The sequence below is a fragment of the Enterobacter sp. SLBN-59 genome, from assembly GCF_024807915.1.
GTDB classification, from domain to species: domain Bacteria; phylum Pseudomonadota; class Gammaproteobacteria; order Enterobacterales; family Enterobacteriaceae; genus Enterobacter; species Enterobacter asburiae_B.
Map to the genome: position 1 here is coordinate 1 of NZ_JANUFI010000004.1, position 15,760 is coordinate 15,760.

The 15,760-nt window shown below is 53.4% G+C and carries 19 protein-coding genes and 1 pseudogene; 10 read left to right on the forward strand and 10 right to left on the reverse strand.

Annotated features, from left to right (window positions below; all coding sequences use genetic code 11):
• The 5 genes and pseudogenes from M2422_RS23360 to M2422_RS23380 form a co-directional block, all read right to left on the reverse strand.
• Positions 1-531, reverse strand: a 531-nt coding sequence (locus M2422_RS23360; RefSeq protein WP_259143079.1) for an IS66 family transposase zinc-finger binding domain-containing protein, incomplete at its 3' end; no start/stop codon positions are given.
• A gap of 20 nt (positions 532-551) precedes the next feature.
• On the reverse strand, positions 552-845 hold the full coding sequence (gene tnpB, locus M2422_RS23365; protein WP_259143081.1) for an IS66 family insertion sequence element accessory protein TnpB: 294 nt from the start codon (positions 843-845) through the stop codon (positions 552-554).
• Between the two features lie 106 nt (positions 846-951).
• Positions 952-1,707 carry an IS21-like element helper ATPase IstB gene (gene istB / locus M2422_RS23370; RefSeq protein WP_259143084.1) on the reverse strand — a complete coding sequence of 252 codons (756 nt, stop codon included), beginning with the start codon at positions 1,705-1,707 and terminating at the stop codon, positions 952-954.
• 14 nt (positions 1,708-1,721) lie between these two features.
• On the reverse strand, positions 1,722-3,266 hold the full coding sequence (gene istA / locus M2422_RS23375; protein WP_259143086.1) for an IS21 family transposase: 1,545 nt from the start codon (positions 3,264-3,266) through the stop codon (positions 1,722-1,724).
• Positions 3,267-3,516: 250 nt separating this feature from the next.
• Positions 3,517-3,882 (reverse strand): annotated as a pseudogene (locus M2422_RS23380) (transposase); the annotation flags it as partial.
• A gap of 74 nt (positions 3,883-3,956) precedes the next feature.
• Here M2422_RS23380 and M2422_RS23385 point away from each other — a divergent pair.
• The 4 genes from M2422_RS23385 to M2422_RS23400 all read left to right on the forward strand — a co-directional run bounded on the left by M2422_RS23385 (position 3,957) and on the right by M2422_RS23400 (position 7,922).
• On the forward strand, positions 3,957-5,735 hold the full coding sequence (locus tag M2422_RS23385) for a hypothetical protein (RefSeq protein ID WP_259143088.1): 1,779 nt from the start codon (positions 3,957-3,959) through the stop codon (positions 5,733-5,735).
• A gap of 249 nt (positions 5,736-5,984) precedes the next feature.
• The gene (locus tag M2422_RS23390) at positions 5,985-6,434 is read left to right on the forward strand and encodes a hypothetical protein (RefSeq protein WP_259143090.1); all 450 of its coding nucleotides are present in this window, start codon (positions 5,985-5,987) and stop codon (positions 6,432-6,434) included.
• A 135-nt stretch (positions 6,435-6,569) separates the two neighbouring features.
• The gene (locus M2422_RS23395; RefSeq protein WP_259143092.1) at positions 6,570-7,082 is read left to right on the forward strand and encodes a hypothetical protein; all 513 of its coding nucleotides are present in this window, start codon (positions 6,570-6,572) and stop codon (positions 7,080-7,082) included.
• 207 nt (positions 7,083-7,289) lie between these two features.
• Positions 7,290-7,922, forward strand: coding sequence for a hypothetical protein (locus M2422_RS23400; protein WP_259143093.1), 633 nt, complete (start codon positions 7,290-7,292; stop codon positions 7,920-7,922).
• A gap of 54 nt (positions 7,923-7,976) precedes the next feature.
• On the opposite strand, the gene M2422_RS23405 is transcribed toward M2422_RS23400, so the two are convergent.
• The 4 genes from M2422_RS23405 to M2422_RS23420 form a co-directional block, all read right to left on the reverse strand.
• Entirely contained in the window at positions 7,977-8,165 is a 189-nt protein-coding gene (locus M2422_RS23405) for a hypothetical protein (RefSeq protein ID WP_148245112.1), read from the reverse strand.
• 53 nt (positions 8,166-8,218) lie between these two features.
• Positions 8,219-8,512 (reverse strand): hypothetical protein, encoded by a 294-nt coding sequence (locus tag M2422_RS23410; RefSeq protein WP_148245113.1) that lies wholly within the window; start codon positions 8,510-8,512, stop codon positions 8,219-8,221.
• Positions 8,513-9,364 (reverse strand): ParA family protein, encoded by an 852-nt coding sequence (locus M2422_RS23415; protein ID WP_042325744.1) that lies wholly within the window; start codon positions 9,362-9,364, stop codon positions 8,513-8,515.
• 189 nt (positions 9,365-9,553) lie between these two features.
• Positions 9,554-9,754, reverse strand: coding sequence for a hypothetical protein (locus M2422_RS23420; protein WP_259143096.1), 201 nt, complete (start codon positions 9,752-9,754; stop codon positions 9,554-9,556).
• 498 nt (positions 9,755-10,252) lie between these two features.
• On the opposite strand from M2422_RS23420, the gene M2422_RS23425 reads away from it, so the two are divergent.
• From M2422_RS23425 to M2422_RS23440, 4 genes are all read left to right on the forward strand, one after another.
• Positions 10,253-10,936, forward strand: a complete 684-nt coding sequence (locus tag M2422_RS23425) for a DNA methylase (RefSeq protein ID WP_259143097.1) — start codon at positions 10,253-10,255, stop codon at positions 10,934-10,936.
• A complete protein-coding gene (locus M2422_RS23430) occupies positions 10,933-11,157 on the forward strand; it encodes a hypothetical protein (RefSeq protein ID WP_045420362.1) in 225 nt (74 codons plus the stop codon). Before M2422_RS23425 ends, M2422_RS23430 begins: the two co-directional genes overlap by 4 nt.
• Before the next feature lie 48 nt (positions 11,158-11,205).
• Positions 11,206-11,622, forward strand: coding sequence for a DUF1380 domain-containing protein (locus M2422_RS23435; RefSeq protein ID WP_259143099.1), 417 nt, complete (start codon positions 11,206-11,208; stop codon positions 11,620-11,622).
• A 410-nt stretch (positions 11,623-12,032) separates the two neighbouring features.
• Positions 12,033-12,539 (forward strand): antirestriction protein ArdA, encoded by a 507-nt coding sequence (locus tag M2422_RS23440; protein WP_259143101.1) that lies wholly within the window; start codon positions 12,033-12,035, stop codon positions 12,537-12,539.
• A gap of 129 nt (positions 12,540-12,668) precedes the next feature.
• Here the strand turns inward: M2422_RS23440 and M2422_RS23445 are convergent, their stop codons facing one another.
• Positions 12,669-12,878 (reverse strand): hypothetical protein, encoded by a 210-nt coding sequence (locus M2422_RS23445; RefSeq protein WP_259143102.1) that lies wholly within the window; start codon positions 12,876-12,878, stop codon positions 12,669-12,671.
• Between the two features lie 571 nt (positions 12,879-13,449).
• On the opposite strand from M2422_RS23445, the gene M2422_RS23450 reads away from it, so the two are divergent.
• Positions 13,450-13,680, forward strand: coding sequence for a DUF905 domain-containing protein (locus M2422_RS23450; RefSeq protein WP_259143103.1), 231 nt, complete (start codon positions 13,450-13,452; stop codon positions 13,678-13,680).
• A gap of 69 nt (positions 13,681-13,749) precedes the next feature.
• Entirely contained in the window at positions 13,750-15,759 is a 2,010-nt protein-coding gene (locus M2422_RS23455) for a ParB/RepB/Spo0J family partition protein (protein ID WP_259143104.1), read from the forward strand.
• Position 15,760 lies beyond the last annotated feature (1 nt).

Genomic DNA, 15,760 nt, shown 5'->3' on the forward strand with positions numbered 1-15,760 from the left:
GACCGTTTCGATGACTTTAAAGGCGGTGTTGATGATCTCCAGTTGCTCAGAGATGGTTTCGCCCATCACCTTCAGCTCTCCACCACAGGACGGGCAGACGCTGTCCGCTGGCTGGAGAGTCTGTGTTTCCCGTGGCAGGTCGGCTGGCAGCGGTTTTCGGGAGGTGTTGCGGGCGGGGTTTTCTGGCGTCGTTTGTGGCGCAACCTCAGCATCTGTTGGCGCATCCTGGACCGGTTTGTCGTCGTTCAGGCCGTTTTTTGCCGCCTCCAGACGGTTTTCCAGCTCTGCCAGCCGTTTCTCTGCCTGGCGGATTTTGTTTTCCAGCTTATTACGGCTCTTTTCCGAACTCTGACCGAACAACATTCTCCGCAGTTTATCCAGTTGCGCTTTCAGACGGTTGATTTCCTGCTCATAACCCGCCAGCTGGCCTGCATACTGACGCAACCGCGTCTGCTGGTCGTTCAGCATCGTCCGCTGTTTACGCAGCAGGGCTTTTAACTGGTCGATATCGTCAGGGAGTTCATTTTTCATACACCCGACATTACAACAAGTTACACCCGCAGGCCAGGACGTTGTGATGACTGCGGATGTTTCCAGTTGAGGCCTTCCAGCAGCATAGCCAGTTGCGCCGGGGTCAGGTGGATCTTCCCGTCGCTGGCAGCGGGCCAGACGAAGTGTCCACGCTCAAGACGTTTGATGAACAGGCACAGACCATCCTCATCGGACCACAACAGCTTTACCATATCACCACGGCGCCCCCGGAAGATGAACAGGTGGCCGCTGAACGGATCATCGTTGAGGACATTCTGCACGCGGGAGGCCAGGCCGTTGAAGCCGTTTCTCATGTCCGTAACGCCCGTCACCAGCCAGATGCGTATTCCGGTGAAAGTGAACGCTGATTCCGGACGAACGTGAACGCTTTTTTTTCTTAACGCGCCTACTGTGTTTTTATTAACTCTTCTGTTCACTTTGGTCAACCTGAGACCGCCGTTTTCTCATCGACTCGCCCTTCATGTCCAGACGGTGCGCGTTGTGCATCAGACGATCCAAGATCGCATCTGCCAGCGTGTTATCACCCACGCTTCCATACCATTCATCCGTTGGCAGCTGGCTGATCACCACCGTTGAGGTTTTGCCGTAGCGATCGTCCATCAGCTCCAGCAGGTCATTTCTTTGAGCCCCAACCAGCGGCTCCAGGCCCCAGTCGTCCAGGATCAGCAGTTGCGTCTTCGCCAGCATCGACAGCTGCTTCTGGTAACTCCCGTCCGCACGGCTCTGCATCAGCTCCGGTAACAGACGGCTCAGTCGCCAATACTGGACGCTGTACCCCTGCTGGCAGGCGTTGTGCCCCAGGGCGCATCCCATGTAGGTTTTCCCGCAGCCGCAGGGGCCCGTTATCAACAGGTTCTGGCCTTTCGCTATCCACTCGTTTTGGCTGAGCTGGGCGATACGCGCCCGGTCCAGGTTGCGCGAGGGCTGGTAGTCGATATCGTGCACCGACGCTTCCAGTCTTAGCCGGGCTTTTTGCAGTAACCGGTTCTGTTTGCGCTGTTCACGCTCCATTTTTTCCTGCGAGACCAGCAGCGCCAGCCTCTCGTTGAACGACAGTTCTTCGTAGGTACCCGGCTGTTCTGCCTGCATCGACAGCGCAGACGCCATTCCGGACAGTTTTAACTCAACCAGTTGATTCATAATTCTGTTTGACATAACAACTCCTTCAGTTAGTGGAAGTGGTGTGGACCGCGGATATTTTCATGCTCTTGCGGTAGCTCCGGCGCCGCATGCGCATCGCTATCCCGCGGCAGCTGGTCCCGGTTGCTGTTCAGGATTGATTTGATCTGCTTCAGACGCGTCAGACCTTCATCATTGGCCAGTCGGCAACTGTTGTTGAGGCGCTCACTCGGGTAGCTCCGCGTCAGATTCAACAACCCCAGACAGACCCGGTAAGCCTGCTCAGGATGCTGTTTTTCGCTCAGCCGATCGGAGACCCATTGCAACGTATCTACGCCCACGCCGGCGGCCCAGCTTTTCAAGCGACCCGGCGTCCATTTCTGCTGGTGACTGTGACGCTCCGGCATGTGCTCCGCTATCGTGCTGGTTCCGGGGAGCTCACGCCGCGGATGAGCCGTTATCTGCTGCTGTCCGCTGTAGATCTCCACCAGGTTTTCAAAAACGTGAAGCTCAACCTGCTTACCCACCCACGCGTGAGGAACCGAGTAAAAATGTTTTTCATATTTAACGTGATAATCGATATTCACCTTGACGGTTTTGATATGGCGGTAACGCCAGGCATGAACCGGCAGCGCCCGAAGGCAGGGTTTATCCAGCCGCTCGAAGGCTTCACGACGATTGCCCGGTAATTTCCTGAACAGCCTCTCATTGAGCTCCTTGACTAGAGCCCTGATGCAGTGATTCAGCTCGGCAAGCGAGAAGAAGACCAGTTTTCTCAGGCGAGCCAGTATCCAGCGTTCCACGACCTGAACGCCCACCTCGGCTTTGGCCTTGTCCTTTGGCTTGCGGGGTCTGGCCGGCAGTACCGCAACCTGGTAGTGCTCTGCCAGCTTCTGATAGCTGGGATTGAGTTCAGGATCGTACCGGCAGGCTTTGCTGACAGCGCTTTTCAGGTTGTCAGGCACCAGCATCTCCGGAACGCCGCCGAAGAACTCGAACGCCCGGACATGGCTCATCAGCCAGTCATGAAGCGACTGGCTCCAGGTTGCTTCGGCAAAGGTGTAGTTTGATGCCCCCAAGACGGCCACGAAGATCTGCGCCTGCCGGCATTCGCCGGTTGTGGCGTTGATGATCGGCACTGTGGGGCCGCAGTAGTCGATAAAGCATTTCTCGCCAGCCTTGTGTTGCTGACGCATGGAGCGCTTTTGCGCCTGGTACCAGGTCTGATAGCGGAAGCAGAACTGCGAGTAGCTGTAAGCCCTTACCGGCAGGCGTTGGCAGTATTCCTCCCACAGCAGGTGGCGTGTTACACCCTTGCGGCGGAGCTCCATATGGATGGTTGCCCAGTCAGGATCTTCGAGGTCGCCGGGGTGCGTATCTGCGGCAGGATAGAGCCGGCTGGCGAGGTGAGCTTCGGTGATCTCTGGCGGCAGTGGCCAGCCGATGCCCGAGGCTTCGAAGCGCTTTAGCATCTTCTGGAGGGCGCCGGCGCTGACATCAGCGCACTGACTAATCTGGCGAAAAGTCAGCCCGGCATCAAAGCGAAGACGCAGGATTTCACGAATTTTACGCATTTTGATTCTCTTGTTTGGCATACCACACCCTCCTGAAAATGAGCGGGAAGGTATAGCACGAAAAATCAAAGCGTTAAGAAGTATTCCGGAAAGTGAACGCTGATTCTGGCAATGTGAACGCCGATTCCGGCGGAGGGGTAAAAAGCGTTCACTTTGTGCCGGAATGTGCGTTCACGTTCAACCGGAATACGCGTTCACTTTCAACCAGAATAGGTGTTCACGTTGCGCCGGAATACGCACCAGATGCGGGAACCTGTAGGAAGGGATATCATCAGCCACCTCTCTTCAGTTCGCGAACCAGTGCCGACAGCATGGCCGGGGTGAGATTGCCGGACAGCTTCAGGCGTGCACGGCCGATGCTGACCTCACAGCGTTGCCCGGTATCCGGTGGCAGGCTCTGTGCTGATGATGCCGGGACAGCGGGCAGCACGGGTTGAGAGTATTCGGCGGTCACAACAGGAACGATATCGTCACGGATAATGGCTGGTGCCGGATGCTCATCAGATGGCGCATCAACCAGATGACGATAGCGCTGACGCCAGGTGAACAGCAGGTTGTCATTAATCCCGTTCTGGCGGGCGAGTTGTGCCACACAGGCACCGGGTTGCAGTGATCGCTGAACCAGGTCGAGTTTGAACGGCATGGAGTAGGTTGCCCGCTGGCGTGGGGCTGTCGGTTCTGTCATTTGTGATAGAGTCCATTAAAAATTAAGTGGACTCTATCATCGCCGGATTAAAGGTTCGTCGACAGACGTCGCTGACGGGGCGCTTACGATTCAATAACATCCTCAATGCGATTAATGAGCTCCTTTCACTGTTTCCGCAGGGTAATAAATTTAAAGGGCAGGATAAACGCAAAAGAGCAGCACAGGAGCTGCTTGAACTGCTGAAAGAAGATGTTGTTTTATCTGATGACCGTTTTGAAAGCATACCCAATCAGCTTAAAGATATGCTGGATATTAAAAACGCCTGGTCGGATAAAGAACGTAGCCCGGTGGAAAAACACCATGGACTGATGGAGAGTTTATTCACTCAGTTAAAAATGACCCTGGAAGCGCATTATTTACCGGCAAGTCTGGAGCGCCTGGAGGCTGAAATCAGCAAGGGGGAATTCCCGTCTGACAGTGATTATGCCTGTATAACGTCGCTCTGTAATAACATTATGAGTTTTCTTCTTACCCTGGGAATGCCGCTGACGGAATGCTCATTGCTGTATTCACGTATCCTGATGAATGACAGACAAACCTTTGACGTCCGTTTCAGGTCCTGGGCAGAAAAGGTGAATGTCAGATCGCAACGATATATTGTCAGCATTATCATGGAAAATGAAAAATTCCATGACATGTTACAACAGGCCGGAGAGCATATCTTATTCAACGGATGCCGGTATTTTCATTTTACCAGCGATAAAGGTGTGCCCTCTGTCAGAACAGAAATTGAGGTTCAGGCTGTCTCTGTTCTCGCGGCGAAAGTTAAGGCCGATTTTGTTCTCAAGGATTCTCTTGATGTCGTCGCATATATGCTCGGGCGTGGACAAATCAACACACGCAGCGCCTTTCAGGTCAGGGATGAAGCCGGGAATGAGACAACCATACCGGGATTCAGTAATGAGATCCTGACGAACAGCGACCGACTGACGATGAGCGAATTTGGCCATTTTATGTCGGCTATCACAGGTCTGTTCACCAGGGCATCACCTGAATCTGCGAGAAAAGTCAGTTCTGCCTTTCATTTTTTGCGTAATGGTCTAATTAACAAGACGACACAGGAAAACCAGTTTACTTCATTCTGGTCAGCCCTGGAGGCGCTGACACTGGATGTTTCCTCCCGTCAGCTTGATCACGATGAGCATGTTGTTTTTACCACCCCACCCTGTATGGGACTCGACTATGTAGTGAAGCAGTTGATTTCATTGAGAGGTATAGCCAGACAATTGAGACTGGAGTTGCACCTTCATGATGGACGCCGGGTTATTCCTGGCGAGTCTGATTTAGATGATATCTACACTTACCTGAAGGACAGCGAATTTACTCGGCAGTTTGGGGATGAGTTAAGTGATTATCCCTATGCGTCGTACATGCTGAGGAAGTTTACGGGGCTTTGTGTCCAGCCACGTGAGCTGGGGAAGAAGATTATCCGCCACGCAGAAAAAGTGGAGCGTCACATTTATCGACTTTATATTTTGCGAAATACGATTGTCCATAATGCAGAGTCAAATCCTTACATTCAGTTTTTGACCGTCAATCTTGAACACTATCTTCGTGGCACGATCAATGCCATGTTTTATACCGCATCAATGCTTCCTGTTATTCGCTCACCGGAGGAGGCTTTCCAGAGATACCTTCACATGTACGAAATTTTGGTAAATGAGCTGGAGCCTACATTTGGCATTCCCCCCGGAGAACACCGTAGCGTTGAGTCATTGATAGGTCAGAACAAAATAACCCCTGCAGATTCAAAACTTAAGGCCTGGTTGAAATTACACAAGTAATGCTTATGTAATACATGGTGGTTCTGATTTTGCTGCTATCTATCAATTTGTACGCCTGGTTTCAGTGAGGGGTATACACTATGCCGTATACCCAGTGTGATGCGGTCCTTCTTTGGGTGAAGGTAGTTGAATTCTCTGGTGGCGTTCGGTAGTACATATATTGCGTAGCATTACCAAAATATTTTTTTTAGGTAAATGAGTGAAGTAATAGAAAGCTTGACCTGTAATGTATAGGGTGTAAGGATGATTATGAACTGGTTTAACCGATTGATGCAACGTAGAAAAGATATCGAATCATCATCACTGATGAACAAAACTAATGTGGAAATTATAACTGAATTAACCGGTGGACGATTTCTTATCAATGGTAAACCTGTATATGAACTAGCTCTTGAATATAAAAATGACATTGAAATAATGCTGTTGTGTTGTGAGTCTGAATTAGAAAAAATGAATGCAATCGGGCAGGTTGCTGCACCATTTTATTTTGAAAGAGTCGCTATTCTAGCCAGAAAAAATAAAAATTACAAACTCGAAGTTGATATTATTGAGCGCTACATTACAGAGTTGGAAGGGTTTTATAGGTTAAATAACCTACCTGTAGGTAGCGGTGTTATGGCCGGGCCTCGTTTTAGTTCTATTGTTTCTCGCCTTGAAAAATCCAGGAAATTATTAGAAAGAAATATAAAAAGTGAGTAAGTTTAATGGTTATTTTCTGGGCTCCGGGAGGCAATAATATCTTGGTCTTTAACATTGACCGGCAAAAAGTGCTGTCTGTACAATCCAACGGGGATTTATACTGACAGCCATAATCATCACAGAACGGGGTAGAAGATGGCGACTGAGTGGATGGATGTGGCTGATAATGCAGTTAAAATTGGACTAGGATCGGTACTCACAATACTAGGCGGGTATTTGACGCTAAAGTTATCTCAACGGCATGAGTTAAGGAAAGAAGCTTTAATTCAGCGGCGTAAGGATTTTGATGTGAAAGCCGGGCGCTACATCGATTTCTTATCAAGCTCACGAATGATGATGCAGAAATATATGATATCCCCATTCAGACCTGATGGTGAAGATTATATTGAATATACAAGGCTGCATGAAACGGTATCCCTCATGATCACTAATCATGTTATGAGACAACTAGCCTTTGATGCTTACTTAGCAGTATCTCAGGCTTGCTTAATGGGAACAGCCGATCGCGATGAAAAAGCTCCTGTTCGGGCGGCGGCAGAAAAAGCAGTGAGCCAGTTTCAGGCTAATGCGAATGATGAACTACGATGTGAAAAGGAGGTAATCGAGGGGATGAATAAAAAAAACACCTGGAAATTCTGGCGACGATAATCACAAATTTTGCACAGAATACCTGTTTTGTCTAATTATCCGCTGAAGACAGTGAAATACCGGTTAAATGTAATTTAAAAGAATTACATGTGTAATGCTTGAGTATTACATTTTGATTTTTGTATGAAATGCACAGTTACGCTGCTCTCCGCGCTCAGTTGCGGTATTCTGGATCGTATATGGGCGTTATCCAGACGGAGGTGGGTTATGGCAAGCTGGTTAGATAAAGCCAGAGATAACATGCTGCGATATTCTTCGGGTCAGGCGTGGCCGGCAGTAATGAAAGAGTGGTCGGTCACCGGAGGATTTATAGACTCGCACTCCATCAACAAAACCTGCGAGCTGTGTGACAACGAAGGACTGCGCTATCAGTTTCAGATAACCAACGTGCTCACACATTATTCACTCTGGGTGGGTTCTACCTGTATTAACAAGTTCGTCCCTGTTTTTGTCGGCGGCAGAGAGCTGCTCGGAGAAGAAAAAGAAGCCGAAGTACGTAAAATTATGGCGGCCGCCAGGGCAACCTCAAGGCAGGAACGCGCAAAATCGGTTCTGGCACAGCTAAAAATCAAAGTACCTGACAGGTTCAGCGATCCGAAATGGGTGGCTAATCTTGATGTCGGGTACTCCGCCAGTCAGCTAAAGATGATTGCGGTGCTTTGTAAAAGCCACCGGATCACCTTTAATTCCGGGGATTTTAAAATCAACACCCGCAAGGCTAACGTTGTTGATCAAATACGGCTTCTGGAACCCTGGCAGTATTTCAATATGAGGGACGCTATCCCCAAAAGCCGGCATAAGCAGTTTGATGCCTGGTTTGCTGCAAAGAGAACAAAATAAGCAAGTCATGTAGTTCTTATGTAATACATAAGAACTACATGTAAACCACAGTAATCAGCGAGGACTGAAACCGGCGTCAGCGAGTGATTTCTGCAGTGCCTGGATGGCATCTTTCATCACCCATGTTTCATCATCGTCGACGGCACAGGCCCGCATTTCTGACCAGGTTAAGCGCTTAACAAATTGTGCCAGCGCCATTGCCTGGCTGTCAGTTAACTCAGTGGTCACGGTAACAGTGGGCATTAGTTGCACTCCTTTTTGTAAGCCAGAAAGATTACTTATGTAGTTCTTATGTATTACAAATATTCCTTGATCATCTCCAGCATTTTTTCCGGTCCTGCTTCCCGGGCCAGATACAGCGCTGCACGCAGCACGGTTGAGTCGGTGATGGTTTTAGTGGTGAGATCCTGAATTTCATCAACCAGTTCGCTGCACATCACTTTTTCCGCCGGTGTCATGCGGATGGTTTTGGGATTTTCGCTGGTCGTTCTGTTACGGTTGACCTTGACGTTAGAAAGGCGGGTTTTCGCCTCTCCCTGTGCGGTTTCAGGTTTGACCATTGCGGGACGCGCGAGAGGGCCTTTAGCCATTTATGCAGCCTCGTTTGATAAGAGAGTTTCAAGTTCACGCATCAGCGCACGGTAATCGTTCAGGGCGAGGGACCCTTTGTTGTAATACCAGAGCGGGACGCAGGCAACCTGCGCCTGGGAGATGTTCTCATCAGCCCGGATACGGGTTTCCAGGTAGTTATCACGGGTTCGCTCGTTGCTGGCCAGCTGGTCATGAAGATAGGTGTTCATCTTCTTCTTGGCACCATTGTACTCATTGCGGAATACACTGAACCGGGTAAAGCGGGTTTCACGGATCTCATCGAGATAGTCCAGTACGACATCCAGCCCGGTCAGTGCAAAGCTGCCGCCATCGACGGGTATAAGCACATGGTCTGCGGTATATGCCGCGTTCGTGGTGGACAGGTTCAGACCCGGAGAGCAGTCGATGAGGATATAATCGAATTTATCCATCACCGGCTGCAGATGGCGGGACAGTATTTTTTCCCGATGGTGCCGGGTCAGGCAGTTTTCCATAACACGTTCAAACGACGGATCTGATGGAATGATATAAAGGTTATCGATCACCTCTTCACCACTTACGGCCGGGATAATTGCATCAAAAATACTGAAGCGCGGGTTGTTATATAAATCGCAGATGGTGTGGCCATACTGCGCGTAGTATTTTTTTCCGTTAGCCATCACCTCTGTCGAGTTGGCCTGCTGGTCTCCGTCGATAAGCAATACCCGACGCCCGGCATGTGCGAGACTCATGGCGAGGTTGGTGATCGTGGAGGTTTTACCGGCGCCACCCTTGTTATTCATGATGGCAATGATGCGGGCCACTGTGTTAACCAGCGGTGTCAGCTGAGATTGCACTGGAATTTCAGACATGAGAACTCCTCTCTCAATGAAATACAGGTGTATTACGTTTTAGCGACATCTGAGAATCGCTGCGTGCGATTACTATAGCATTACAAATGTAATACACAAGTATTTTTATTGAATTACCTAAGTATTCCATTTCGTGCGACAGATCCTCGCTGGCTGAGGGCTGCACGGGGTAAATCATCCGCGTTGTGTTCAGTACCGGGAAATATCGCTGACGTTCTCTTCAGGCTGTGAGGCGCGACCTTGTGCATTGAACGTGATGGTGATGATCTTTCTGGCCAACCCCTCATCTGAGAGAGCATCACCCACACTGACATCGCGAATCAGTGGACTTTCTTCTTCTATATGTTGGGCAATATCCCGCAGCCACTCTGCCAGCATTTGTCTGTCCATCCTTTTTCGCTCCGGTTGTCTACAGTCAGCACCAACATACCACATCAGGAAAAGTGAAGTTTGCGCGGTGATTAAAAAACAACCACTCTATCAGGTGCGCTGTCATCCGTGCAGGTAGCGACCTGGGCGGAATACCCCCATTTTATACACAGGATTGCCCACCGAAATTGTGGACAGCGACGATGTAAATAACGATGTCGCTGCGCTCCTCATTCATGCCGCTCTGCTGTGAGCGCCGTGCCGCTACTGTAGCCGTGCCGCTGTGCAGAAAAGGGAGGCTTCGCCACCATCCTCACCCGGTCGCAGTGATTTCAAAATGCATTTTCCGCTGTCTTCCCGTCGTTCTCCGGCTCAATTTTCGCCGTCAAACCGTCCAGTCAGCGTCTGCTTTTATCTGCGCTGCGGCTTGCGGTGGTGCCCTTGTCTGCTCCGCTTTTCGCCCGGCTGTCGTATCGGCACGGCGTAACTGGCGCCGCATTTGAGTAAGGAGAAATGATTATGTCCCGTCTGATTTTAGGTGACTGCGTACAGGTCATGGCTGGCTTCCCTGAGAAGGCTGTCGATTTCATACTGACTGACCCGCCCTATCTGGTTGGTTTTCGTGACCGTCAGGGCCGCACCATTGCCGGCGATAAAACGGATGAATGGCTGCAACCCGCCTGTCATGAGATGTACCGCGTACTGAAAAAAGACGCGCTCATGGTGAGCTTCTACGGCTGGAACCGCGTCGATCGCTTTATGGCCGCCTGGAAACACGCAGGATTCAGCGTGGTCGGCCATCTGGTGTTCGCCAAAACCTACACATCTAAGTCCGCCTATGTGGGCTACCGCCATGAATGTGCCTACCTGCTGGCAAAAGGCCGCCCACGTCTGCCGCAAAACCCGCTGCCGGACGTGCTGGGCTGGAAATACAGCGGCAACCGGCACCACCCGACCGAAAAAACCGTAACCAGCCTGCAACCGCTGATCGAGAGCTTCACACACCCGAACGACATTGTTCTCGACCCCTTTGCCGGAAGCGGCTCGACCTGCGTTGCGGCATTACAGGCCGGACGCCGATACATCGGTATCGAACTGCTGGAGCAGTATCACCAGTCGGGACAGAAACGCCTTGATGCGGTACGCCGCGCCATGCAGACCCCGGCGGCAAATGACGACCGCTGGTATCCGGAGGCCGCATGACGAACTACGCCGGAAACGAAGCGCTGCGTGCCGACGTTGCCGCCCTGGCAAACAGCATGTGCGATCTGCGCGCCACGCTCAATGCGCTGGAATCCCGCTACCGCTACGACGCGGAGAACCTGACGGAGCGCCTGGCCCGCCAGACAATTTGCCGCATCAACGCACTTTATCTTGAAGCATACCGGCAGGCGCTGGAGCTGGACGCCAGCTTTAAAGACTGACACGGGCGGGCGGAAACGCCCGTCAGAAAACGAATCAGGAGAATCAAAATGTACGGAACACGCGAAGAACTCTGCACCCGGCTAGAAAACATGTTCACCCCCGACGAGCCGCTGGTACTGCTGGTATGGACCGAAGAAGCTTTTTATGTCGCCTGTGGTGAACTTGATGTAAAGCCGGAACCTGCCGAGATTCAGGGACTGATGGAAACAACCGGTAATACGGATATGGCTGTATATCGCAGGGAAGGCGTTACAAATTCAGGCGTATGCGACCTTCTGGTACGACACCGTGAGGCCGTGGCATACGAGGTAAGCGTTCCCGCGGCGCTGCTCATGCGCGTACTGCGGCGACAGGAAGGCGACCTGGAAAATCTTGTCGGGCAGGCATGGGAGGCTGGGAGACCCACGCCTGAATCCCTCAAACAGGCACTACACGATGTCAGAATGCTGATGGAACGGATCTGATGCAGCCGCAGGGCCGGGAGCAATCCTGGCCCTGCCGGTCCTGCAACGTAAAAGGATGTCGCCAGCTCCTCTGTTCCGGCGCGACCTCCACGGCGTTACGGCCGCGCGGTGAGTGACGTTTGTGCGGCCTGCGGCAAACGCCGTGCCTCTACTTTAGCCCGAACGCTGCAAATGCAAGGGTTCACTGGCGTCGATGCTTTCACCCGGTCGCCGTATGTTTAAATGCCTGTCGCGGTTCTTCCCGTCGTTATCTCGCTCAATATTCGCTCGCTAACCGTCCAGACCCTCTCCGCTGTTTACCGGCGCTGCGGCTTCATGCATCGCCCCTGCATTTTTCGCTCCCTGTCGGGCTGTCGTGTCGGCACGGCGTAAGCCGGAACTCAGACGACATCGACCACGGAGGAATTTCTATGAGCACTACGACCACCACGCCTGCTGTCTACGTTGGCACGTACCACAAGTACAACTGCGGGAGCATTTTCGGAAAATGGTTTGACCTTACGGAGTTTGACGGCAGGGAGGATTTTTACGAGGCCTGTCTGGCTCTGCACGCCGATGAATGGGACGCAGAATTTATGTTCCTGGACTGGGAGGGCATTCCGTCGCAGTTCGTCTCTGAATGCGCCATCGACTGGGATTTTATCGCCGCGTACAAACAGGCTGAAGAAGAGGGCAGGGAGGCCGCGTTTATCGCCTGGGCGGAGTATACCGGCGAGTGTGACTATGACGCGTTTGACGATGCGTATCGCGGCGAGGCGGAGAGCGAGGAGGACTATGCGCGTGAAATGGCTGAAGACAACGGCCTGCTGAATGAGGTGCCGGAGCCGCTGCGCAGCTATTTCGATTTTGAAGCCTGGGCGCGTGACCTGTTCAGCAGCGGTTATGTATTCCATGACGGCTACGTCTTCAGCAACTGATTTTCCCCGGCAGGCGGTTTAGCCGCCTGTCAGCCCGCGCGCAAAACCCTGGCAGGCGCTGCCTGCCGGCGAAGTACGCCGCGCCTGCGCCGCCGCGCATCTCCGCCAGCGTCTGATGTACCTGTGGTGTCAGGGTATGTTTACCGGTGTGCTGCAGCTGGTCGGCGTTATTTCTGTTCCGGTGATAATACCTGCGTTGCCGTTGCCGTTGCCGTTGCCGTTGCCGTTGCCGTTGCCGTTGCCGTTGCCGTTGCCGTTGCCGTTGCCGTTGCCGTTGCCGTTGCCGTTGCCGTTGCCGTTGCCGTTGCCGTTGCCGTTGCCGTTGCCAATAGTGGCCATACCGATGGCGTACTGGTTGATATCGCTGTTCTGTCGGTTTTTCTTCCTGTTGTGTCTGCCTGTGGGCGACTTCCCTGACGGGAACCGGCGCTGTCGTAAACGGAGCCGGTAAACCGTCTCCGCCCTGTCGGGCTTCCATCGCACTGTCGCAGGTTCAACATCACGCTTGCGGCATCCGTAAACGGATGCGCCGCTCTCACCAGCCCGGCGGTAATGCTGCCGGGCCTCTTCGGGGCAACGCCGTTTCGCGCCCGCGCGTTCCGTCGTTGCGGCGGGTTCCTGCTCATTCCTTGCCTGGTTTTTTCACCCTTTTGAGTCCTTTCGCCGGGGCTGAGACAAGCACAGCCGCTGTCAGCTGTCCAGGGTAAATGGCACGCGGTAAACCGCGCCCCGGACATCCGCCATCGTCCGCGCTGGTTTACGCCCCTGCGGCGAACGGCTCTCAAACGGGTGAAGGTAACAACCATCGGGGGCGTTCAGCAGGTCCCCGCAAAACGTCAAAACCGCGGCCCCGGCAACTCAACGGGTGATGGTTTTTTAAAAGCAAAACAGATTCAGGAGGAGGAACAACATGAACGAGGCGCTGACGGTTTTACCCGACGACACCTTTACCCGCGAACAGGCTGAGGCCGTTGCGGCGCAGTACACCAACGTGGCAATTGAGGACGATCAGGGTACACATTTTCGCCTGATTGTTCGTCAGAACGGTGAAATGGTCTGGCGCGCGTGGAATTTTGAAGCGGATGCCGGGAAATGGCTCAACCGTTACACCGAACGTTACGGTATTCGTAAACAGCAGTAAGGAAGAGGTGCCCTGCCGGAGCGGTAACTCCGCAGGGCCGGACAATCATCAATCTGTGAGGTATTAACTATGTCAGTAACCGATGTTAAAGCAAAAGCACCCAAAAAAGCGAGCAGCAAAAAAATCACGAAGGCGCAGGAAGATGCCCTGAAAGTCGCCCTTGAGGCCGCTGCCATCGAGTATGTTCCGCTGTCTGCTCTCGTTAAATCCCCGCTTAACGTGCGCACCATCCCGTATTCCGTGGACAGCGTTCGCGGTCTGGCCGACTCCATTGAGGCACTCGGACTCCTGCAGAACCTGATTGTTCACTCTCTTGCGGACGGAAAGCTGGGCGTAGCTGCAGGTGGCCGCCGACTGACTGCCCTGCAGTTGCTCGCACAGGAAGACCGTCTTGCGGCCGATCATACCGTCATGGTGAAACGCGTCTCAGACGACATTGCTGCCCTTGCCTCCATTGCTGAGAACGAGCAGCGCGCCGCCATGCATCCCGCCGAGCAAATCGCAGGTTTCCGTACGCTGGCAGAGCAGGGCAAAACTCCCGCACAGATTGGCGACGCCCTCGGCTTCGGCTCCCGCCACGTGCAGCGCATGCTGAAGCTGGCAAACCTCGCCCCGTCCCTGATGGAGAAGCTCGCGCAGGACGAACTGACCGTTGAACAGTGTCAGGCGCTCTGCCTCGAGGACGATCACGCCCGTCAGGCCGAAATCCTCGATACCGTAAAAGCCAGCTGGTCGAATGCCCCCGCACACCTGATTAAACGCGCCATTACCGACACCGAGATGCGCACCGACAACGCAAAATTCCGGTTTATCGGGCGCGAAGCGTACGAGGCGGCAGGGGGTTACGTCCGCGAAGATCTGTTCAGCCAGGACGAGGGCGACGGCACGGCAGACAGCGTACTGGTTGAGCGTCTGGCGCAGGAAAAACTGGAGCATATCGCCCTGGACATCAAGCAGCGTGAGGGCTGGGCATGGAGTCGCGGACGTGCAGCCCGCATCTGGTACCACGGAGAAGACGGTCAGGAGTTCGTTCAGCCTGTTGAACCCGAGCCTGTATACACCCCTGAGCAGCAGCAGCGCCTTGATGAACTCCGTGAGCAATGGGACGGATACGATTCCCGCTGTGACGAGACGGACGCGCTGGAAGTTGAGATCGAAGCCATCGAACAGGCCGCAGAAGTCAGCGCGTGGACTGACGACATGAAGTCAGGCGCAGGGGTGATGGTCAGTCTGTACGAAGGGCAGGTGTACGTGCAGCGCGGGGTGCGCCTGAAAGCCGATATGCCGGAAGAAACCGAAACCAGCAGCGTAACGGTGCCGTTCACCTCGCGTCAGGCCGATGCCGCAGAAGGGATCAGCGTCCCGCTGCTCACGAAAATGTCCTCCGAGCGTACGCTGGCGGTACAGGCGGCGCTGATGCAGCAGCCCGAAAAAGCGGTGGCGCTGATGGTCTGGCGCATGTGTACCTGCGTCTTTTCCGGCTGTCTGACCACGACGCATCCGTTCCGAATCAGCCTGACCGTGTCTCACGGCAGCCTGACGGAGAACGCCCCATCCGGTAAGGATGGCGCAGCGTTTAACATCCTGATGACCGAACGGGCAAGGCTGAAAGCCCTGCTGCCGGAAGGGTGGGAAAAGGACTTCACCACCTTTTTTGCACTCGACGGCGGGGTGCTGATGTCGCTCATGGCCTTCTGCACCGCCTGCTCCGTGGACGGTGTACAGACCCGCGATATGGGGCACACCTCGCGCAGCACCCTCGATACGGTCGAGGCGGCAATCGGGTTCCACCTGCGAGACTGGTGGCAGCCGACGAAGGACAACTACTTCGGCAGCCTGAAACATCCGCAGATTGTCGCATCCCTGAAAGAGGCGGGGCTGACGGGCGCGGCGGGTGACGCAGAGAAGATGAAGAAGGGCGATGCAGCAGGGCATGCGGAGCACTTTATGCAGCACACCCGCTGGGTTCCAGCGTGGCTCAAAGGACCGGAACCAGCGACTGAATCCGGTGCTGACGACGCTGTTTCCGATACCGACAGCACTGACAACGAGACCACCAACACGGCACACGCCGCCTGAT